Below are 21,186 nucleotides of genomic sequence, written 5' to 3'. Positions count from 1 at the left end.
TAAGAGCAGGCTTAGGAGTTCACCATTTAATCAAAACGTTGAGGAAATCCCTCGCTCATAATGCCCGCTAGACCGAGCACGATAAAACTCAAACTGATCACACTGGCTCCTATGGCAAAGGTTTTAAGTGATATTCGTTGCGCATGCCTAAAAGGTTGTTCTACCCAGCGCCAACTGGCATAAGCTAATACCAAAGTAAGCACACACAAGCCTAGTAGTAGACCTACACTCAAGGTGTCGGGACTAGCGAGACGCGCAAAGACGAATAAAGGTTGATGCCACAAATAAGCGCTATAAGAGATCAGACCAATGCCTACCAATACTGGGGTGCTTAATAAGCGGTTAGCGAGAGTTTGAGAATTGCTTAGGATCAGAGCTACTGCTCCCAAGGTGGGGATTAAGGTATAGACACTAGGAAAAGGTATACCGCTATGTAGCAAGGGTATCGAGGCTATAATCGCTATTAAACCTGCCATACTCATGAGCTGTGCACTTCCTCCGGTCAGAGGCGCGTACTTTTGCAAATACAAGGCACATAGCACGCCTAATAACAGTTCCCACATGCGGCTGGGTAGTAAAAAGAAATTAGCCTCAATCGATTGCCGCCAAAACCATTCACTAAATCCCAAACTCAATACTAGCAAGAGTCCCATGACAGGGAACAAATAGGAACGAGCTTTTACCCACAGCCACCACAGTAAGAGTGGAAACAGCACATAAAATTGCTCCTCTACCGCCAGACTCCAAGTGTGTAACAGCGGAATAGAGTCTGCGGTGGCTGCAAAATAGTCCGTACTAAGCCAAAACAGAATATTGGAGGCAAATAGATTGACCGCAATCAGACTTTCACCAAATTCTACCCATTCATGAGGCAGCAATAACCACCACGCCAACGGTAAGCAAACCAGCAGTACTAAGAACAAAGCGGGTAAAATACGCCGCGCTCGGCGCTCATAAAAACGCGTTAGACTAAACTGTCCCTGTGCTAGATCATGAAGCAAGATAGAGCTAATTAAATAGCCACTAATCACGAAAAAAATGTCAACCCCAACGAAGCCTCCACTAAATCCCGCAATACCTGCGTGATACAGGATGACGGGAACTACCGCGAGGGCGCGTAAACCATCAATTTCAGCCCGATAATTCATGTTTATTTCCTACCTTAGCAGCGTACCTAAAAACAGATATGATGAGCCGCTGAAATAATTTAAGGTAAGTAGTAATGAGTGAACAGAATACAGCAATGAATCAGGATATTAAGGATTTCCGCCAACCGATGGTGACCTCTGTAGGTATTATTCTAGGTTTTCTAATGAATTTCTTAGCCCAATGGGCGATAGCAGACGATGATCATCCCGCGATTCAAACCCTAGCCGATGGCGTCGTAGCCGCTACTTTATTAGTAGGCATTGGACTAATGATTTATGTGTTGTTTATGTTACTCACTAATCGTTATGACACGACTCAATCAGGTCATTATTATTATCGTATTTTTCGCTGGTATATGGCGGCGATTATTGTCTCGTTTGCCGGATTAGCGTCGGCTTTGTTTATCTAATTATACCCTAGAGAATTTATACTTATTATAAAAGCGTCCGATGTATTATTTTAAAATTCAAAAATAGCTTCTGAACTTGTTACTTTTATTACAATAGTTGTAATCTAAGCTTTGTTTTATTTAAAAGCAATTTTTTTTCAACTCAAAGTAAAGGAGTAACTGAGTGCTTGAAGAGCCTAGTAGCTATTTGGTTAATGCTTTAAAACACTTGGATAAGCGTTTGCTTGAGTGTATCCAGTCTTTTCCTGCACGTGAGCAAGACCCTTTTAGGGGCTTGCATTTGGACTTGGAGGACATTCACCAACTACTGGCTTTTCCGCCGTTACAATCCATTTTCTGGCAAACTGAAAAAGCTGATTCGCTTTCAATATCAGCATCTATCCCGCATCTGCTGGTATTGGATGAGCTGGTGTCACGCTATTCACTGAATCCTTTTGACCTTGATGTACTACTGGTTGCACTCGCCCCAGAGCTGGATTTGCGCTATGAGCGTATCTACGCCTATTTGCAGGATGATGTCACTCGTCGTCGTCCAACGATTGAGTTTGTCTTAAACCTGTTATGCCGCTCCCCGGCAGAAAAATTAGTCTATCGGCAACGGTTCAGTGCTAATGCACCGCTATTGCGCTCGCAATTACTCCAGTTGCATACCGACCCCCAACAGCAGCACCCCAGCCTATTAGCACATTATCTGGTTTTGGATGAACAGCTTATCAGTCTCTTATTAGGGGATTCTGGTATGGATAGCCGTTTAGCCCCCTGCTGTGAGCGCATTTACCCTGACACTACGCTGGAAAACCTGTATTTGCCTATGGTCGAGCAAAGCCGTTGGCAGGCGTGGGCAAGGGCAGAGACAACAGCCGTGTTGTATGTGTACGGCGCAACACCATTAAGCCGCCAACAATGGGCTGACAGTTTGGCAGCGTTGTGTGGTAAACCGTTATTAGTGATGGATTTGAGCCACGCGTTGCGGCTGGATGCTCATCTGGACTGGGTGATTAATCGTGTAGTGCGTGAAGCCCAGTTCCAGCAATCTGTGCTGTTGCTAAAGGGGGTAGAGGCAGTGGGAGAGGTGCATACACCACTTGCACAGCGTTTGTTTCAGCTAGTGGCTGATGTACCAGTGCCAGTGATGTTAGCGGGTGAACAAGCATGGCGGGGTAATGGGGTAATTGTTGGTTTACCACTGCCTCTGCCCGACTATCAAGGGCGTTGTGTGGGTTGGCAAGCTGCGTTGCAACAGCAGGGTTTGGCTTTGGCTGATGCGGACTTGCATGATCTGGCGGCGCGTTTTGCGTTAAGTGCTGCACAAATGCAAGTGGCGGCGGCACACGTTGCTAAAGAGCGTCAGTGGGAGGCAAGCACTCCGTTACCGCCATTGCGCCATCATTTGTTCAGGGTGATTAGCCAAGGTATGACACAGACATTGGGTAAGCTCGCCTTGAAAATTGATCCAAAAGCGACATGGGATGATTTGATACTGGGCGAAGACAGTATGCAGCAGTTGCGGGAAATCGCTACATGGGTACGTCATCAGGCACACGTGCTGGAGCATTGGGGTTTTGGGCGCAAGCTCAGTTATGGCAAGGGTGTGAATGTATTGTTTGCAGGCCCGTCTGGTACGGGTAAAACCTTGGCTGCCGAGGTATTGGCTTATGAGTTGGGCTTGGAGCTATACCGCATCGACTTGGCTGGAGTGGTGAGCAAATACATCGGGGAAACGGAGCAAAATTTAGAGCGTATTTTTCGAGCAGCAGAAAATACCAGTGCTATACTGTTCTTCGATGAGGCCGATGCCTTATTCGGCAAACGTTCGGAGGTTAAGGATGCCCACGACCGTTATGCCAATATTGAAACGGCGTATTTGTTGCAACGCATGGAGCAATATGCCGGGGTTACTATCCTCGCCAGCAATTTCCGCCAGAATTTGGATGATGCGTTTTTACGGCGTTTGGCGTTTACCGTGCAATTCACTGCCCCTGATGTAGAGGCGCGGCGACGGCTTTGGGAAAGGGTTTGGCCTGCGGCTACTCCGGTAGCAGCAGATATTGATTGTGCAGAGTTAGCAGAACACTTGCAGGTCAGCGGGGGGCATATCAAAAACATTGCCTTAGCGGCGGCTTATCTTGCAGTGGCTGAGGGTGGGGAAGTCCAACGCAGGCATGTGATGCACGCTGCCCAGCGTGAGTATCAGAAATTGGGTAAAACCTTAAACCGGACGGTGTTTTAGGAGTGAGGCAATGAAAGCAAATCAGCATATTTCCAAACCCGCTGCCACGGCTAGTCCGGCAGTGGTCAGCCCCGCTGCAAAGGGGCGGGTGACTCCGCAACAACAGGTGTTGGGGTTGCAGCGTAGGGTGGGTAATCAGGCAGTGGGGCGTTTGTTGCAGCGCAAGTTAAAGATCGGTAGCCCGAATGACCGTTATGAGCAGGAAGCAGACCGGATTGCGGAACAGGTGATGGCGATTCCTCAACCGTTGACGACGGAACGTGCGCCAGTGCAGGTGCAGCGGTTTAGTGGTGGTGGCGGGGATGCGGGGATGGATGTGCCAGCGAGTGTGGAACAGACTTTGGCACGTCCGGGGCGGGCATTGGATGCGGGGATCAGGGAAGAGATGGAAGCGCGGTTTGGGCATGATTTTTCAGCAGTGCGGGTGCATACCGATACCCAAGCTGCACAGTCAGCCGCCGATGTGAATGCACGTGCTTATACTGTCGGCAACCATATTGTTTTCGGTACACATGAAAGTCTATTTGACAGAAATTTGTTATCGCATGAGTTAACCCACTCTGTACAGCAAAATCTTTTTTTATTGAGGAAGAAAAGTTATTCAGATCCTAAGGCTCCAGTCGAAAGTATGGAAAACTGTCTTGAATATGCAGAATTTATGCATAAAAACGACTCAAGTAAATCCATAGAAGATTACAAAAAAATATGGAAAGAAAAGCGATCGCAACAACCATACTCTGATAGTGGTCTTGATTTTACTTGTGAGAATAAAAGTTATTCAAAAAAACAAAACAATAAGGAAGTTAACTCGTCAACGATGCATCAAGAAAATCAAAGTTATTCAAAAAAACAAAACAATAAGGAAGTTAACTCGTCAACGATGCATCAAGAAAATCAAAGTGCTGATGAAGAAATGGGGGTGGCTATGTCTGAATTTTTTCAAAATATTAAAATTGAAAATGGTCAGCCTAGTTGGAAAATTGTTGATGCAGCCTATCATGTACAAGAAGAATCTAGTTCCTCTGATAAGTCTAAACAAAGTTTTTTATATGCTGAGGCTGATGCTAGCGTCGTAGGAATTACAGCGGAAACAGGAGCTGTAAAGCATGAATCGGCAACGAGAGTTAGTGAAAATGTTTATGCTCAGGAAACACTGACGCTTGCTCATGCAAGTGCTGAATTGGGTTGTTCAAGAGGAGGATGTGGAGCTTCTATTGGAGCCAATGCGGGATCATATGAAGCTGGAGTAGCGTTTGAGCCTTTTCAAGATGTTCCCTTTGCCGTTACAGGGAAAGCTAAAGTCGCTATAGGGCTTGAGCTTGGTGCAAAATTTGGAGCAACAAACGAAGTTAAACTCGGCCCGTTTGCGGCTTCTATCACATTTGGACAATCGGCTCTGCCAAAAAACTCTCCTCTAGTTAGCTCTGGTAATCCAAACGACTATCCAATATATCTTCTTTTGCCAGCAGGGGCGATGTCAAAATCTCTCCTTCCGCTACAATATTTTCCGCAGAAATCTTTTGATTATAGAGGTACTCATTTTATCGAGGCAACGACTGCTTATAAAGATTTGCTAAGTATGCCTAGAAATAAGAGAATTATTATTATTTCAAGTAATGATTGGAGTAAACTTAATTGGTTACAGATTGAAAAGGATGTAAAACATTGATGATTGCTTTAATTACAATGCTTTTTAACGATATTTTTAGGAATGCTAAAACTTTTGATTTGCTATCAAAAGCTAAAATTATTTCAGTAACACCTAGCTCTAAATTTGATGCTGATGACAGAGTTGTGCTCAACTTTTTTTTATTTGAGATTAAGGAGAATAAGGAGTTACGGGATAGTGTGCCGTTGGTGTTTCGTAGTGATAAGGATGCGATGATCAAGGATTCGACGATCAGGGATGCGATGATCAAGCGTCCGCCGATGCGGATTGATTGCACTTATCTTGTCACCGCATGGTCAAATGAATCCAATGAAATCAAAGTACAACAAGAACATCAACTGATTCTGGAAGCATTCTATTGGCTCAACCAGTTTCCGACGATTCCAGAGGAATACCTGCCAGATGAAGTCAAAGGCAAGCTACATTACCCCATTCCGTTGACCGTCAACCACCTGAATAATGACCGTAACACCCTCGAATTCTGGCAGGCACTCGGCATCCCGCCGCGCCCTGCCTTTTACCTGACCGCTACCATCGAAATGGGCATGAATGAGAAAACCGAACCCACTTATCTGGTGACAAAACATCAGGTTAACCTTTCAACCGACCCGAACCGACGCAGCCCTAACCCCGTTAATCCAGAGGAGTAACTGATTATGCTTACCTACGAATCCCCCGGTGTTTATGTTGAAGAAGTCCCGCCAATGGCAATGCCGATTGCTGGTGTGGGAACCAGTACGGCTGCTTTTATTGGTGTTGTTGCTGAAGAGAAAATAACAGAAAAACCGACCTTGATTACCAACTGGACAGGTTTTATCGAGCGTTTTGGTGCGTTCTCCACCGAAAATGAGTTATTAGCCCATGCCGTGTTTGGCTTTTTTCATAATGGCGGCACACGTTGTTGGATCGTTGGGGTGAAGTCACTGGAGGATGTGACGACTGACAACCTAATCAAAATTGCAGCTATTGATGAAGTTGCCATTGTTGCCGCACCCGGTGCAACGACTAAAGAGCACCATGCTGTGCTGATGGAGCATTGCTCAAACCTAGGGGATCGCTTTGCTATTTTGGATGGCAATGAAAGAATAAACAAGAGCACCGAAAGCCTTGCTGATGGGGTTTGCGCTTCTGGGCGCAGCGAAACAGGGCAGTATGCTGCTGTGTACTTTCCTTGGATTCAAGTCGCTAATCCGCTGGTAAAAGGCACAACCCGTACTATTCCCCCTAGTGGTCATATTGCAGGAGTGTATGCCCGTACCGATGCCAAGCGTGGTGTTCATAAAGTACCTGCTAATGAGGCTATTTTGGGTGCATTGGATCTGGAGTATCGTTTAGGTAAAAGTGAACAGGATGTTTTGAACCCTGCCAATATTAATGTCATCAGGGATTTTAACGGCGCGATTAAAATTTGGGGTGGGCGTACTCGTGCCGCCGAGAAAAGTTCAGAGTATCGCTATATCAGCACGCGCCGTTATATGAACTTCTTGCGTGAATCCATTGAAAAAGGAACGCAGTGGGTCGTCTTTGAACCCAATACCCCCGCTTTATGGGAGCGTATCAAGCGCACACTGAATGACTTCCTCACCAGCCAATGGCGTAATGGCGCATTGTTTGGGGAAACCGCTAAACAAGCGTTTTATGTGAAATGTGACGCGGAAACTAACCCAGCACAAAATCGGGAATTAGGACAGGTGGTGACAGAAATCGGTGTGGCTATTGTCAAGCCTGCTGAATTCGTTGTGTTCCGCATTCAGCAACAGTCTGGTGATTGATTCACCCCGCAATAAAGCAAACAGGAGTTTAAAAATGGCAACACGCAAAGACCCTTACAAAAACTTTCGGTTTTTGATTGAAATTGATGGCATTGTGCAAGCGGGCTTTTCCGATTGCAGCGGGTTTGGTTCTAATGTGGAAGTGGTAGAGTACCGCGAAGGCGGTGATCCGAACTATGTACGCAAATTACCCGGAAAAACCAGTTACCCGGATATTACCCTCAAATGGGGCATCACTGACTCAAGGGAGTTGTATGACTGGCACGCTTTGGCACTGGATGGCAGTGTTGAGCGGCGCAATGGCTCGATTGTCCTGCTGGATGATCGTGGACAGGAGGCGGTGCGTTGGAACTTCTTTGGTGCATGGCCGAGCAAATACGATGCGCCTGATTTCAGTGCCAAGGGCAATGATGTGGCAGTAGATAGCCTGACCTTGAGCTGTGAACGGGTTATCCGCGCATGAGCCAGTTTGCTACCGAGTTTACGTTTGTATTGCCACGTGGTTATCGGGATAACGAAGGCACTTGGCACCGTGAAGGGGTGATGCGGCTGGCAACGGCGGCAGATGAGATATTGCCGTTGAAAGACCCACGGGTACAAAGTAATCCTGCCTATTTGGTGGTGATCCTGCTGGCGCGGGTGGTGAGCCAGCTAGGAACACTGGATAGCATTAATCCCAAGGTCATTGAAGGTTTGTATGCAGCCGATTTGGCGTACTTGCAGGATTTTTATAACCGGATCAATGCCAGTGAAAGCCCCAAGGTACAGGTGACTTGCCCCCAGTGCGGATACCGCCATGCTGTAGAGCCAGAACAGGCGGGGGGATTGTAGGCTACCCCATCGCCCGGCTGTACGAGGAGGTAGCCTTTATTGCGTACCACTTGCATTGGTCGCCAGAACAGCTAATGACGATGGAGCATCGGGAGCGGCGGCGTTGGGTGGCGGAAGTGTCGCAGATTAACCAAAACCGGATGCAAGCATCGCGCTAACCCCGTGTCATACCCAACAGCAAAAGGAGGAGGATAACACATGCAACAGACTGCCCAGACGTTACAACCTGCTGGTGTGGGATTTGTCGCCCTAAAGCGGCGACTAGGCTGGTTGCCCGTGAGCCAACGTTTTGCCTTGCACTTGCGGGGTAAGCAGCAGCAATGGGCACAGTTCGGTAATCACCGTTTGCAGCGTTGGCAGGCATGGCATCAGCGTATTGCCGCCCTTGCCCAAGCAGGACAAACCGTCAACTGGTCACAGGTGTTGATGTTGTTTTATGAGCCACCTCATGCCCTTGTTGCCACCGCACCACAGCGGCAAGTGGTGGTACACAACAACGAGTTAGTGCGCTATTTGCCACCTGATCGCCGTGATACCCACCTGCATCTGCATCACCAGACACTGTATCAACAATGGCAAGTACAGCGGGAGCGTCCGGTCACGGTGCAGCGGCTTATGCAGGGCAATACGACAGCGATGCGGCAGGAGCTTGCCCCTGAACGTTGGGGGCAACAGTTATCGCATTGGCAATCGGTAGTCGAGCATAAACCCGTGGTGTATCAGGAGTTCCTTGCTGAACACACTGCATCCTTACACACCATTCAGCATCACGCACAGCTTGAGGTATCACCGCCAGTCTATACCGCTGAGACTTTTTCCGTGACATCTGCACCTGTGGCTATTGAATCGGTAGTGGATCGATTGTTTGATCAGGCACAGCAACACCAAGTAACGCAACTACGCCAAGCCGGACAAATACCATCCTCCGGTAGTAGCGGTGTGACCATGAGCGATCCTTTGATAACCACGGTGTCACCAGTTCAGCCGGTTTATATGCCTGAGACGCTAAGCCCTGCCCAATCGCCGATGCCTGTAAGCACGGTAACAACGGAAGCTCCGCCGTTTACCAAAGCACCACCAGCGGCAAACTCAACGACACCGTTATCCCTGTCTTCCGTTGAGATTGGGCAAATTGCTGAACGGGTGGCAAGGGTTATGCAACGGCGTGAACGTCTGGAGCGTGAGCGTGGAGGTAAATATTAATGGCTTTGGTAAAAGCACTGATTATTAATAAAGAGTCGCTGAAGCTGAATCCACTTTCTGTGATGGAGCATGTGATTCCGGTCATGTTCAATCCACCGGATTACCAACTCAGTAAATCAGCTAATTTTGCCGAGTTGAAAATCCCCGGTCTGCCAGAATCTGTCTTCCAGTATGTGGGTAGCGGTGTCCAAACCCTGAAAATGGAATTGTTTTTTGATACCACCGAGCATGGGCTGGATGTGCGTTTGCGTACTCAACCAATTGTGCGCCTGACTGACCCGGATAAAACCACTTATGCCCCCCCGCGTTTGCTATTACTGTGGGGGACATTGGTATTTCCTTGTTACCTTGCCAGTGTTCAGCAGCACTACGAGTATTTTAATGCCTTGGGGATGCCGTTACGGGCAAAACTGAGTGTGGAGTTCAAAGGTAATGATGCAGTAGAGTCGACATTAGGGGCAGTAGTCAGTGCTTATCCATTAATGGCGCAAACCGTACATACCGTGACCAGTAGTGACACCGTGCAGGGTTTGGCAGGCAGATACCTGAAAGACCCCACAGCTTGGCGGAAGATTGCCAAGGCGAACAAGCTGCTTAACCCGTTAAAGCTGAGTGCAGGAATGCGCCTCACCATTCCACGAGGTTAGCCAGTCAGTATGTTGTCACTATCTAGTACCCCGCTCTTATTGAATAAGCCAATTTTTAGCATAAAAAGTGCTGATCGTTTACTGTCACCCGCCGAGACGCGATCCGTGCTTGATCTAAGCATCACACAGGTACTCAATGCACCGTGTTCGTTTCATCTCCAGATTAATGATCCTGATTTTCGTTATTTTGAGAGTACTGATTCACCGTTTGCTTTGGGTAAAAAGTTGGAAATTGCCTTTGGTTATGTCGGTATGGCGAACTTGACGACGCTGATAGTGGGCGAAGTGACCGCTATTGGCGTTGACTTGGATGAAGAAGGTGGTCTACGCCTTAAAATTGATGGTTTTGACAAGTTGCATTATGCCAGTCAACAAGAGCAATGGATGGATTTCAAGGAGAGTGAAAATCCTGCCACCATAATTCAAACCTTGGCAGAGAAAGTGGGGCTAAAACCAACGAGGATAGAGATCCCCCCAGCCCATAATCAAAAAATACAGCAACCTTTGCCTTTAAAAGGTATGACAGCATTAGCCTTTTTTCAAAGGCTGCAACAACAAACCGGCTTGATTTTTTGGGTAGAGAATGACCAGTTCTATTTTAAGCAACACCGTGATTCCGCGACGACATTAGAGCTAGAGCGTGGTAAAAAACTGATTAGTTTTTCTTCGCGCCTGAGCCTCAGTGGGCAGGTTAAAAAAGTGGAGGTTTATAAGGTGAGAAGTGCTCAGCCTTCAGCGGTTGATGCAGTGGCTCATGTTGATTTGGACACTTTTTTAAAAAAAGTGAAATTGCCCAATCAGTTACGGGCTGCGATTGCAAGTAAAAGGTTTGCAGACACGCTCCATAGGGAGCTGCTTCAGGATGAGGCACAAGACCCAACGCACATTGCCCAAGCTATCATGGCGGCAAATCTCCAGAAACTGTTGGAGGTGAGCGGCAGTTGCATTGGTGAACCCCAATTAAAACCGGGAATACGGGTAGCCATTAAGGGAATGAAGCAATTTGATACTGATATTGATAGTGCTTATAAAGTAATGCAGGCGACACATACGTTCAATAGCAGCGGTTATATCACCAATTTCACTTTACAACTGGATACATCGGGGCAACCACTCAATTAAGGAGTTTTTGGATGAGTCAGCTTTTATTCGGTATTTATCAAGCAGTCGTGACGGACGCTACCCCCGACGTAAAGGGGCGTTTGCGGGTGCGTTTATTAACCCCCCAGCCTATTGAGTTATTAGCTAGCCTTTGCGTGCCGTTAGCCAGTCAGGATCAGTTTATGCACTATCTGCCGCAAGAGAATGACCGGGTGGTGGTGGGTTTTGATCAGGGTGAGCCATCCTTTCCGATTATTTTAGGCAGTCTGTGGCAACCTGATGCAGAGGCTAAGGGAACCTTGGTACTAAAAGCCGATACCATCAAGCTGGAAGCAAAGACGATTGAAATTGCCGCCTCGGATAGCGTTAGTATCACGGCTGAGACAGGTAATACCACGATCAAAGGCACACAGATACATTTGAATTGAGGTTGATGAGTATGGCAGGCAAAGCAGCAGCAACAGAGCAAGATAAATTACCGAGTCCATGTCAACCGACTATTATCACACTTAGCCCTACGGTACTGATTGGAAACGCAAAAGCGGCGGTTGCTGGTTTGGATGGGGTTAATATTACGCAGGGAAGTAACCGTGTGTTCATTAATGGCTTTCCTGCTTTGCGGGTGGGTGATCCGGTTAAGTGGGTATGTCCGCCGCCACCCGTTAGTGTCGGTAGTGGGAATGTGATTGGAACGGAGCCACAACCCTCCGTATTTTTTGGTGATTAGGAGAACAACGATGCAACCCGCACAACAGCAAGCATTTTTGGGTCAGGGGTTGGCATTTCCCTTGCGGCTAGTCAATGGTGAGTTTGCGATGAATGCAGCGGAAGCGCAGGTGCAACAGTCGATCCTGAGTATTTTGCAAACCAATCACGGGGAGCGGGTGATGCGCCCAGAGTTTGGGGCAAATCTGAATAAGCTGGCATTTGAGCCTTTAAGCCCGGTGACTGCGATTTTGGCACAAGAACAGGTTAAGGAAAGTTTGCTGCGTTTTGAACCTCGCATTGATTTGCTGACAGTGAATACCCGTTGGCAAACACAACAGGGTGAGATGAATACCCTGCTGATTGACATTCATTACCGTATTCGTGCCACCGACACAGAATTCAATCTGGTTTTTCCTTTTTACCTTGAGCGGGGTCACACAGGATGATTAAACCACCTATTGTTGATACCAGAACCGCTCCAGATATTGCTCAGGCTGTCTTACGTCAAGCCGGTTGGAACTCTGAAAACGGAAACAGTGGCGGTGAAGTGAGTCGTGCTCTGATTGATATTTTTGCCTATTTTTGTGGGCAAGTGATTGAGCGCATTAACCGCATCCCGGAAAAACAATTTCTGGCTTTTTTGTCTTTACTGGGATATGCCCCCTTATCTGCACGCCCTGCACACGTTCCAGTCACATTTGTACCGCATAAATTTACTGGTAAAGGGGTATTGATTCCCGCTGCTACACAAGTGACTGCGCCTCCGCCTCTCGATAGTGCTGTACCCTTGGTGTTTGAAACTGATCAGGATTTGTGGTTGACCCCAGTACAATTGCAGAAAATCCGTTTTAATCATAATGACTCAGTGTCTCCATTGTTTGATGCAGGACAAGAATTGGCAAACGATGTATCGCAATCTGGATCGTTTGATTTGGGTTTTGCGGTACAGGGCTGGCAGGGTACACAATTGAGTGTGTATGTCGAGTTGGAGGATTTGTGTTATGAACCTGAACTGCGCTTAACTGAAATCCCCCAACGTCAGTTGGAGGTGAACATGGTTTATCAGCCGCTGATTGCAGCATCAGAAAACAGACCAGTAAGTGTTCTGGATGACCAAACCCAAGGGCTAACCCAGTCAGGCATGATTATCCTTGAGTTGGCAAGCGAAGTAACACCATTACCGCTGTTTGGGGAAAAAGAGCATCGCTTGTGGTTAAACTGCACGATAAAAGAAAAGGATACTGTTGTACCGTCACTTAAACCGCACATTCGTTGGATAAGTACAAATACCGTTCCCGCTACCCAGCAGGAAACCATTAACAGCGAAATACTAGGCTCAAGCAATGGTACGGCAGAGCAAATCTTCCAAACTCAACGAGCCTCGCTGCTACCCGGACAACAGTTGGAAGTGCTGGAACAGCGGGTAGGTGATCCCAATTTGCCCCAACAGTGGACAACATGGACAGCGGTTATTGATTTTCGTGCTTCTTTAGCCAGTGATCGTCATTACATCTTGGATAGCAATAAAGGTTTGGTGTTTTTTGGTGATGGTCAACAAGGTATGATTCCACCCGCTGGGGTGCGTAATATCCGTTTATTGCGCTATCAAGTGACACAGGGCAAGCAGGGCAATATCCAGCCTCATTCACTTCAAGATATGATGCTCAGTTCACCTTTTGTTAGTAAGGTCGTCAACCGATCCGGTGCATACGGTGGCGTGGCAACAGAATCCTTAGCTGATTTTATGCAACGTGCTCACAGCATCATGCGTCATCGTGATCGTGCGGTAACTGCACGTGATTTTGAAGAGATTGCCAAACTCGCCTCACCAGAAATTGCCTTTGCCAAATGCTTCCCGCTATTGGATTTGCGTAAGGGCAGTGATAGCACTACTGAAAAAGGTGGGCAATTAAGTGTATGGATTATGCCCCACTCACAAGACCTACAACCTCAACCTACTTTGCGACTAATAAAACAGGTACAAGACTATTTACTACAACGGACGTTTCCGAATGTATCTGTGCATGTCTTGGGTATTGATTATCTACCTGTAACTGTAAGAGTTGCTTTGGCAGGCGATGTATTAGAACAAACTAAGCAAGTAATCAATAAGAAATTGTTTGATTTTCTACACCCCTTATATGGAAACAAGGGCAATGGTTGGAATGTCGGTGAAGTACCGAGTATTTCAGATATTTATTTTTTGTTGCGTTCAGTTGAGATCAATATCAAGAAAATTCAGTTTAACAATCTAGATGGTGAAATTACTCTTGGCAATAAGAGTTTCATTATTTGCAGTCATTCATCGCACGTTATTACAAGCGAGAGTTAATAAATATGAGTGCTTTTTTACCTCAATTAGATGATAAAGATTTTACGCAACTCATGCAGGAAGCACGCAGTATGATACCCGCGCTCGCTCCGCATTGGACTGACCACAACCCTAGTGATATTGGTATCACTGTGTTGGAAGCCTTTGCATTGGTGACTGAAGCATTGATTTATCAAACTGACCAACTGGGCGATGATACGTATGCTGGATTTCTCCGGTTATTGGGGAATAACAATGAGGCTTCCGATTTACAGACAAGAACCTATCAAACGCTAACAGCCTACCGACAAATACAATCCATAGTGACACTGGATGATTGTGATAAAGTATTAACACAAATTATCACAGCGCAAACGACTGAGAAAATTAAGGTAGTACAAACGACAATACGCTTAGATGATAAAGTTTCCAATGCTTTTGAGGTCGTGATATGCCTGAAGAACGGGAAAGATTTAACGGTTGATTCAGAAGGGACACATTCTTATTTGCAAGAACTGGAAGAAGCCATGCAAGCAAGGGCTATCTCAGGAATTTTTATTCATGTGAAATCTATTGCATTGGTAGCAGTCAACATTGAAATCACGGTAGGATTAGTGGCAGGTTTTGATGTGGTTAATGAAAAAAAACATTTGGAGGAAGCACTTAAAAACTTTTTTGACCCAGAGTTTGGCTGGCATGATGGGCGTGGCTGGAGAATAGGTGCAAATGTTTACTTTAAAGATATATATGCTTTTTTAGAAAGTTTCCCTAGTGTGAAATTTGTAAATTCTATTTATAATCCTACGACGGATGGAGCTAAATTTTTACTCAATAATAATGATGATGATTTAGGTCGCTATTTATTTGTTGGGGGTGGAAGTATACAAACAGGTGTTTATGGAGTGAAAATGGAAAAGGATGATGTGCTAGATGTAAAAGAATTAACTATTAATCTTGAAGGCTATTAAAATGATTTCAGATGAACATCAAAATCTTTCTTATTACATTCCTAGCTTTCTCCAAGAGGATAGGATTCTTATGGAATTTTTAAGTCTATTGGATAAGAAAAATCATGAGCTGTTGGAGGCTATTGATCAGTTATCCAGACTCGACTTGGCAGCGAATCAAAATTATATCAGTTATTTGAAATCATGGAATAACAGTATAGATAGAAGTGCTATTGCTATTACAACTAAAAAAGATGAAGACTTTTCACTTGTGATTAATCTGCCTCAATCACTAGAGGATGAAAAAGAAAAGGTAAGTCATCTACTTAAAGAGATTGTGCCAGCTTTTACCCAGTTTTCTATTGAATTTAAGTGAGGGTATTGTTATGGAACGTGCGATTTACAAGCTAAATAATTTCGGAAAAACAGATTTAGACCGAGATCAAAAATATCATATTCAAATGAGGCGAGCAATTAATAAGCAAATTTTTGATTATGGGGTTTTGGATGGATTTGGTATTACTCTTTCAAATCCTGGCATAACTGAAGCTACTAATCCAGAAAAATTTACTTTGAGTGTTACTGTATCTATTAAAGGTGGATTTGCTATTGATAGAGAGGGTAATGAGATTGTCATTGATGCGGATAAGAAAATACCACTTACATTTGAATCAGAAAAAAAACCTGCTTCTGTATTTGTATTTGTAAAACATAAAGAGTCTGAGCAAAATATTAACGGAAATGATAAGTTCATTAAGGAGCAAGCTGAGTTATTATTGGATATAACAGAGAATGGTGTCGGTATTTTTCTGGGAGAAATAAAGCTTACAGATGACAAGCTTTCTATTGATCAGTCAAAAAAAGTGATTGCAAAAATAAAAAGTAGAATCATCAACTTTCCAGAAATAAAGCCTATCACGAGTCTTGATTTACTGTCTCAAAGTGAAAATACTCCAGTCATTAAAGTTTCTACTCCAAACGCGAAGCACTCTACCGTCATTCAAGCTGAGTCGAATTCAGAAAAAGCTCCTGTAATTTCTGCGAAGCAATTTAACCTCGATGGTGACGGTGCAGCTATCCAAGCTGAAGTGAATGGAAAAGGATTTGCTGGCTATTTCGCAAGTAAAAAAGGTAGTGCAGTTTATTGTAAAAATGAATCATGGAATCCGACATTGTTGGTTGAGTCAGTGACTCAGGGTGGACTTGACACAATAACAACACCTATCCGAGCTACAGATACCCCTTCATCGGCAAGTAGCAGTGATCACTTCGGTGTTATAGGTAGACTGTTTAATGAATCATCATTTGGTGAGGCTATTAGAGCAATTCGACCATTTCCGATAGATGTGGCAGCAATTTTTAAACCCAATCCCATCGCTATTAAAGCAACCAGTGCAGCAGGTGAGGCTGTTCGTGCTGAAACAAATGCTGAACATTACTCGGCTTTAGCCTGTATTCATAATAACGAAAATAGTCCTCATTCGGGCATTTGGGCTGAGCATAAAGGAAAAGGAATGGGTGGCTATTTTAAAAGCGCAAAGGGTATTGCGCTACGAGCAGAAAGTTTTGGCATTGAGCCAGATAGACCGCCCAAGTCTAATCCCGCAGCTATATATGCCGTCAGTCAAGGTGGTGAAGCAGTGCATGGAGAGACAAATTCCGATTGGTTTGCAGCAGTGGCAGGTATCCAACTTAACCCAAATAGTACCGGAGCGGGTGTTTGGGGAGAGCATAAGGGCGATAATGGTAAGGCAGGCGTATTTATCGGCAACGTTCATATTACTAAAAATTTAGATGTTGATGGAGATGTGCGTCAGAAAGGGCAGTTAGTTCAATCTTCCAGAAATATCAAAAAGGATATTAGGGCGATGGGCGGTGTAATGGCAAAAAATATACTGAATAACCTGACTCCTGTTTCTTTTCGATACACGACCAGCGATACATTGAGCATGGGGTTCATTGCTGAAGATGCACCGGATGAGGTCACTACCCAAGATCACAGTGCGATATACATGAATCATATTGTTGCGGCGTTGACCAAGGTAGTGCAGGAGCAACAGAAGATGATTGAGCAGTTACAGGACAAAATGACTGCGTTGCTAACACCATCTAAAAATTAACCATAAAGAAATATTTTCAGTAGTTCTCAGCTATTTTTCATTGTGGAGAGCTGCTTTGTGGCAAAATTTCAGGCGATGCTTATTCTCTCCCTGTTTTTTTATCAAGTAATAAAGCTCCTTAACAGTTTTTTGCTTATTGCAAAACAGCCTGAATAGTTGCTATCTAAGTCTTAAGAGCCGATTTTAATACTTATCCTCAAGTGTCGACTCTGTTAGGATAGCCCCCTTGTTTTAAACCACATTAAATAATTGCCATGACTCGCATAGAAGCTCTGAAAAACGCCCTCTCACAACGTATCCTCATTCTCGATGGTGCGATGGGAACGATGATCCAACGCTATAAACTACAAGAAGAGGATTATCGCGGTGCGCGTTTTAAGGATTGGCATAAGGATGTCAAGGGCAATAATGATCTGTTGGTTCTGACCAAGCCCGAAGTGATTCGTGAGATTCATAGTCAGTATATGGAGGCGGGTGCGGATATTTTAGAAACCTGTACCTTTAACTCCACGCGTGTATCGATGCACGATTATGCTATGGAGGAGTTAGCGTATGAGTTGAATCTCGAAGCGGCTAAATTAGCCCGCTCCGTAGCGGATCAATACAGTACGCCTGACAAACCCCGCTTTGTCGCCGGTATTTTAGGTCCTACCGGACGCTCGGCTGGGGTATCGACTAAAGTCGATGATCCGGGGCATCGTAATACCACCTTTGATGAATTAGTAGAGAACTACAAAGAAGCCACGCGCGGCTTAATAGCAGGCGGTGCGGATATTATTATGGTGGAAACCATATTCGATACCCTCAATGCTAAAGCAGCCGTCTTTGCGGTTAAGCAAGTGTTTGATGAGCTGAGTATTGAGCTACCGATTATGATTTCGGTGACTATTACGGATGCATCAGGGCGGGGTTTAACCGGACAAACGACGGAAGCATTTTATAACTCGCTGTCTCATTCCGGTGCGCTGTCTTATGGTCTGAACTGTGCGTGGGGACCGGATAAAATGCGCCCCTTTATTGAAGAAATGTCACGCATTTCTGGTGCTTTAGTCTCGGCTCATCCCAATGCAGGTTTACCCAATGAAATGGGTGAATACGATATGACCCCTGAGCAAATGGCGGGTTATATCCAAGAGTGGGCGGAAAAAGGCTTTTTAAATATCGTGGGTGGTTGCTGCGGTTCGTCTCCTGCTCACATTAAAGCGATTGCTGAAATTGTTAAACCTTATGCACCGCGCCCCATTCCTACGATTGAGCCGCAATTACGCTTATCGGGTTTAGAACCCTTCAATGTCAGCAAAAATAGCCTATTTGTGAATGTGGGCGAGCGTACTAATGTTACCGGTTCAGCTAAATTCAAGCGTCTGATTAAAGATGGTCAATATACAGAAGCTTTAGAAGTAGCTTTGGAGCAAGTCGAGGGCGGCGCTCAAGTTATTGATGTGAATATGGATGAAGGCTTACTCGATGCCGAAAAGGAAATGACGCGTTTTCTCAATCTGATTGCGTCTGAACCCGATATTGCTCGTGTACCTGTGATGGTCGACTCCTCTAAGTGGGATGTCATTGAAGCGGGTCTAAAGTGCATTCAGGGCAAAGGCATAGTCAACTCGATCTCGATGAAAGAGGGTGAGGCTAAATTCATTGAGCAAGCCAACTTAGTGCGTCGCTATGGGGCTGCTGTCATTGTAATGGCCTTTGATGAAAAAGGTCAGGCGGATACCAAAGAGCGCAAAATCGAGATTTGCAGCCGCGCTTATAAAATTTTGACTGAACAAGTCGGTTTCCCGCCCGAAGATATTATTTTTGACCCGAATATCTTTGCCGTTGCTACGGGGATTGATGAGCACAATAACTATGCAGTGGATTTTATTGAAGCCACTCGTTGGATTCGGCAAAACCTACCGCATGCTCATGTATCGGGTGGGGTATCGAATGTATCATTTTCCTTCCGTGGTAATAATCCAGTACGTGAAGCGATTCACAGTGTGTTCCTGTATCACGCGATTCAAGCGGGTATGGATATGGGGATAGTGAATGCCTCACAAATGGCAGTCTATGACGATATTCCCCTTGAGCTACGTAATGCGGTTGAGGATGTCATTTTAAATCGGGACGCGGGGGCGACCGAGCGCTTATTAGATATTGCGCCGAAATATAAAGGCGATGGCGCAACCGAAGTCAAAAAAGAAGACTTAGAATGGCGCTCATGGCCAGTAGAAAAGCGCCTCGAACATGCCTTAGTCAAGGGGATTGATGCTTATGTCGATGAGGATACCGAAGCAGCACGGGTAACATTAGGCAAGCCTTTATTAGTCATTGAAGGCCCACTCATGGATGGTATGAACGTGGTGGGTGATCTATTTGGTGCGGGCAAAATGTTTCTGCCCCAAGTGGTCAAATCCGCTCGTGTGATGAAAAAAGCGGTGGCTTATCTCGATCCCTTTATGGCGGCAGAAAAAGAGGGCACGGATATTCAAGCCAATGGCAAAATCCTCATGGCAACGGTCAAGGGCGATGTGCACGACATTGGTAAAAACATTGTAGGGGTGGTGCTGCAATGTAATAACTATGAAGTGATTGATCTAGGGGTCATGGTTCCCGCCGAGAAAATCCTGCAAGTTGCCCGTGATGAAAACGTGGATATTATTGGATTATCCGGTTTGATCACCCCTTCACTAGATGAAATGGTGCACATGGCGAAGGAGATGCAGCGCCAAGGCTTCCAAATTCCGCTGATGATTGGGGGCGCAACCACGTCTAAGATTCACACAGCGGTCAAAATCGAGCCGCAATATCACAATGATATGGTGGTGTATGTGCCCGATGCCTCGCGTGCGGTGGGGGTGGCGAGTAATTTATTATCTAAAGAGATTAAGCCGAACTATGTCGCTGAATTACGCGCTGAATATGATCAGGTACGGGTGAAACGTGCCGCGAATCAGACCGAGCGTAAGTTGATTTCGTTGACTGATGCGCGGGCGAATGGGTTTAAGGGGGATTGGGATAATTATGTGCCGCCTAAGCCGAAGATGTTGTCCCCCACCCATAACCCCTCCCCCACAGGTGGGCAAACCCTCACCCCCGTCCCCTCTCCCGAAATGGGCGAGGGGGGAAAGAATATTCTGGTGTTTGATGATTATCCTTTGGATGAGTTGGTGGAGCGTATTGATTGGACGCCATTTTTCCGTAGTTGGGAGTTGGCGGGGCGTTATCCCGACATTTTGACCGATGAAGTGGTCGGCATTGAGGCGACTAAGTTGTTTGCTGAGGCTAAAGTTATGCTGGCCAAGATGGTCAGTGAAAAGTGGATTCAGGCTAAGGCGATTGTGGGCTTTTTCCCTGCGAATGCGGTAGGGGATGATACTGAGCTTTATACGGATGAATCGCGCACTCAAGTACTCACGACTTTGCATCATTTACGTATGCAGATGGATCGCAATGCACAACAGCCGAATTACAGTTTGGGGGATTTTATTGCGCCTAAAAACCCCTCTCAGTCTCCCCTTATCAAGGGAGAAGCGCAAGCCGATTGGATTGGTGCGTTTGCGGTGAGTACTGGGTTTGGGATTGAGTCACATTTGGCGGCGTTTCGTGCGGCGAATGATGATTATAGTGCGATTATGCTAGAGGCGTTGTGTGATCGTTTGGCTGAGGCCTTGGCGGAGCGTTTGCATGAGCGGGTGCGTAAGGAGTTTTGGGGCTATGCCGCTGATGAAGTGTTGGATAATGATGCATTGATTGCGGAAAAGTATCAGGGGATTCGTCCAGCACCAGGCTATCCGGCGTGTCCAGACCATACTGAAAAGGCGACGTTGTGGTCGTTGTTGGATGTAGAGAAACGCATTGGTATTAAGATTACTGAGTCGTTTGCGATGTATCCGGCGGCGTCGGTGTCAGGTTGGTATTTTAGCCATCCTGAGTCGCGTTATTTTGGTATTGGTCGGATTGCGCGGGATCAGGTGGAGGATTATGCCAAGCGTAAGGGTATGGCAGTGGAGGAGGCTGAGAAGTGGCTGAGTCCGGTGTTGGGGTATGAGTTTTGAGCACTGTTCTAGCTTAAAGGATATTGCAGACTTATTTTGAGCA

General features: G+C 45.8%; 20 protein-coding genes. 19 read left to right on the top strand and 1 reads right to left on the bottom strand.

Annotated elements, in window-relative coordinates; genetic code table 11:
* Nucleotides 1-26: 26 nt before the first annotated feature.
* Nucleotides 27-1,148, bottom strand: coding sequence for an acyltransferase (locus tag IPL34_RS16010; protein WP_296842455.1), 1,122 nt, complete (start codon nucleotides 1,146-1,148; stop codon nucleotides 27-29).
* A 74-nt stretch (nucleotides 1,149-1,222) separates the two neighbouring features.
* Between IPL34_RS16010 and IPL34_RS16005 the strand changes: the two genes are divergently transcribed.
* The 19 genes from IPL34_RS16005 to metH all read left to right on the top strand — a co-directional run bounded on the left by IPL34_RS16005 (nucleotide 1,223) and on the right by metH (nucleotide 21,143).
* Entirely contained in the window at nucleotides 1,223-1,558 is a 336-nt protein-coding gene (locus IPL34_RS16005) for a hypothetical protein (RefSeq protein ID WP_296842454.1), read from the top strand.
* 163 nt (nucleotides 1,559-1,721) lie between these two features.
* Nucleotides 1,722-3,788, top strand: a complete 2,067-nt coding sequence (locus tag IPL34_RS16000) for an ATP-binding protein (RefSeq protein ID WP_296842453.1) — start codon at nucleotides 1,722-1,724, stop codon at nucleotides 3,786-3,788.
* A 10-nt stretch (nucleotides 3,789-3,798) separates the two neighbouring features.
* Nucleotides 3,799-5,457 carry a DUF4157 domain-containing protein gene (locus IPL34_RS15995; RefSeq protein WP_296842452.1) on the top strand — a complete coding sequence of 553 codons (1,659 nt, stop codon included), beginning with the start codon at nucleotides 3,799-3,801 and terminating at the stop codon, nucleotides 5,455-5,457.
* Nucleotides 5,457-6,107 carry a Pvc16 family protein gene (locus IPL34_RS15990; protein WP_296842451.1) on the top strand — a complete coding sequence of 217 codons (651 nt, stop codon included), beginning with the start codon at nucleotides 5,457-5,459 and terminating at the stop codon, nucleotides 6,105-6,107. The genes IPL34_RS15995 and IPL34_RS15990 overlap by 1 nt, the downstream gene beginning before the upstream one ends.
* A gap of 6 nt (nucleotides 6,108-6,113) precedes the next feature.
* On the top strand, nucleotides 6,114-7,229 hold the full coding sequence (locus IPL34_RS15985; protein WP_296842450.1) for a phage tail sheath C-terminal domain-containing protein: 1,116 nt from the start codon (nucleotides 6,114-6,116) through the stop codon (nucleotides 7,227-7,229).
* Between the two features lie 34 nt (nucleotides 7,230-7,263).
* Nucleotides 7,264-7,692, top strand: coding sequence for a phage tail protein (locus IPL34_RS15980; RefSeq protein WP_296842449.1), 429 nt, complete (start codon nucleotides 7,264-7,266; stop codon nucleotides 7,690-7,692).
* Nucleotides 7,693-7,772: 80 nt separating this feature from the next.
* Nucleotides 7,773-8,060, top strand: coding sequence for a hypothetical protein (locus tag IPL34_RS15975; protein ID WP_296842448.1), 288 nt, complete (start codon nucleotides 7,773-7,775; stop codon nucleotides 8,058-8,060).
* The gene (locus IPL34_RS20760; protein WP_366931065.1) at nucleotides 8,012-8,218 is read left to right on the top strand and encodes a DUF6760 family protein; all 207 of its coding nucleotides are present in this window, start codon (nucleotides 8,012-8,014) and stop codon (nucleotides 8,216-8,218) included. The genes IPL34_RS15975 and IPL34_RS20760 overlap by 49 nt, the downstream gene beginning before the upstream one ends.
* 40 nt (nucleotides 8,219-8,258) lie before the next feature.
* Nucleotides 8,259-9,263, top strand: a complete 1,005-nt coding sequence (locus IPL34_RS15970; RefSeq protein WP_296842447.1) for a hypothetical protein — start codon at nucleotides 8,259-8,261, stop codon at nucleotides 9,261-9,263.
* Nucleotides 9,263-9,910, top strand: a complete 648-nt coding sequence (locus IPL34_RS15965; protein ID WP_296842446.1) for a LysM peptidoglycan-binding domain-containing protein — start codon at nucleotides 9,263-9,265, stop codon at nucleotides 9,908-9,910. The genes IPL34_RS15970 and IPL34_RS15965 overlap by 1 nt, the downstream gene beginning before the upstream one ends.
* Nucleotides 9,911-9,919: 9 nt before the next feature.
* Nucleotides 9,920-11,032 (top strand): hypothetical protein, encoded by a 1,113-nt coding sequence (locus tag IPL34_RS15960; protein WP_296842445.1) that lies wholly within the window; start codon nucleotides 9,920-9,922, stop codon nucleotides 11,030-11,032.
* Between the two features lie 11 nt (nucleotides 11,033-11,043).
* Complete coding sequence (locus tag IPL34_RS15955) at nucleotides 11,044-11,439, top strand: phage baseplate assembly protein V (RefSeq protein ID WP_296842444.1); 396 nt, start codon at nucleotides 11,044-11,046, stop codon at nucleotides 11,437-11,439.
* An 11-nt stretch (nucleotides 11,440-11,450) separates the two neighbouring features.
* Complete coding sequence (locus IPL34_RS15950; protein ID WP_296842443.1) at nucleotides 11,451-11,738, top strand: PAAR domain-containing protein; 288 nt, start codon at nucleotides 11,451-11,453, stop codon at nucleotides 11,736-11,738.
* Nucleotides 11,739-11,748: 10 nt separating this feature from the next.
* Nucleotides 11,749-12,165 (top strand): GPW/gp25 family protein, encoded by a 417-nt coding sequence (locus tag IPL34_RS15945; protein ID WP_296842442.1) that lies wholly within the window; start codon nucleotides 11,749-11,751, stop codon nucleotides 12,163-12,165.
* Nucleotides 12,162-14,051, top strand: coding sequence for a baseplate J/gp47 family protein (locus tag IPL34_RS15940; RefSeq protein ID WP_296842441.1), 1,890 nt, complete (start codon nucleotides 12,162-12,164; stop codon nucleotides 14,049-14,051). The genes IPL34_RS15945 and IPL34_RS15940 overlap by 4 nt, the downstream gene beginning before the upstream one ends.
* A gap of 5 nt (nucleotides 14,052-14,056) precedes the next feature.
* A complete protein-coding gene (locus IPL34_RS15935) occupies nucleotides 14,057-14,998 on the top strand; it encodes a hypothetical protein (protein WP_296842440.1) in 942 nt (313 codons plus the stop codon).
* A 1-nt stretch (nucleotide 14,999) separates the two neighbouring features.
* Entirely contained in the window at nucleotides 15,000-15,353 is a 354-nt protein-coding gene (locus IPL34_RS15930; RefSeq protein WP_296842439.1) for a hypothetical protein, read from the top strand.
* A 10-nt stretch (nucleotides 15,354-15,363) separates the two neighbouring features.
* A complete protein-coding gene (locus IPL34_RS15925; RefSeq protein WP_296842438.1) occupies nucleotides 15,364-17,097 on the top strand; it encodes a tail fiber domain-containing protein in 1,734 nt (577 codons plus the stop codon).
* Between the two features lie 254 nt (nucleotides 17,098-17,351).
* Nucleotides 17,352-21,143, top strand: a complete 3,792-nt coding sequence (metH, locus tag IPL34_RS15920; RefSeq protein WP_296842437.1) for a methionine synthase — start codon at nucleotides 17,352-17,354, stop codon at nucleotides 21,141-21,143.
* Nucleotides 21,144-21,186 lie beyond the last annotated feature (43 nt).

The organism is Thiofilum sp. (genome assembly GCF_016711335.1).
Classification (GTDB): domain Bacteria; phylum Pseudomonadota; class Gammaproteobacteria; order Thiotrichales; family Thiotrichaceae; genus Thiofilum.
The sequence above is the reverse complement of the archived record's forward strand: the minus strand, read 5'-3'. Positions and strand labels throughout refer to the sequence as shown.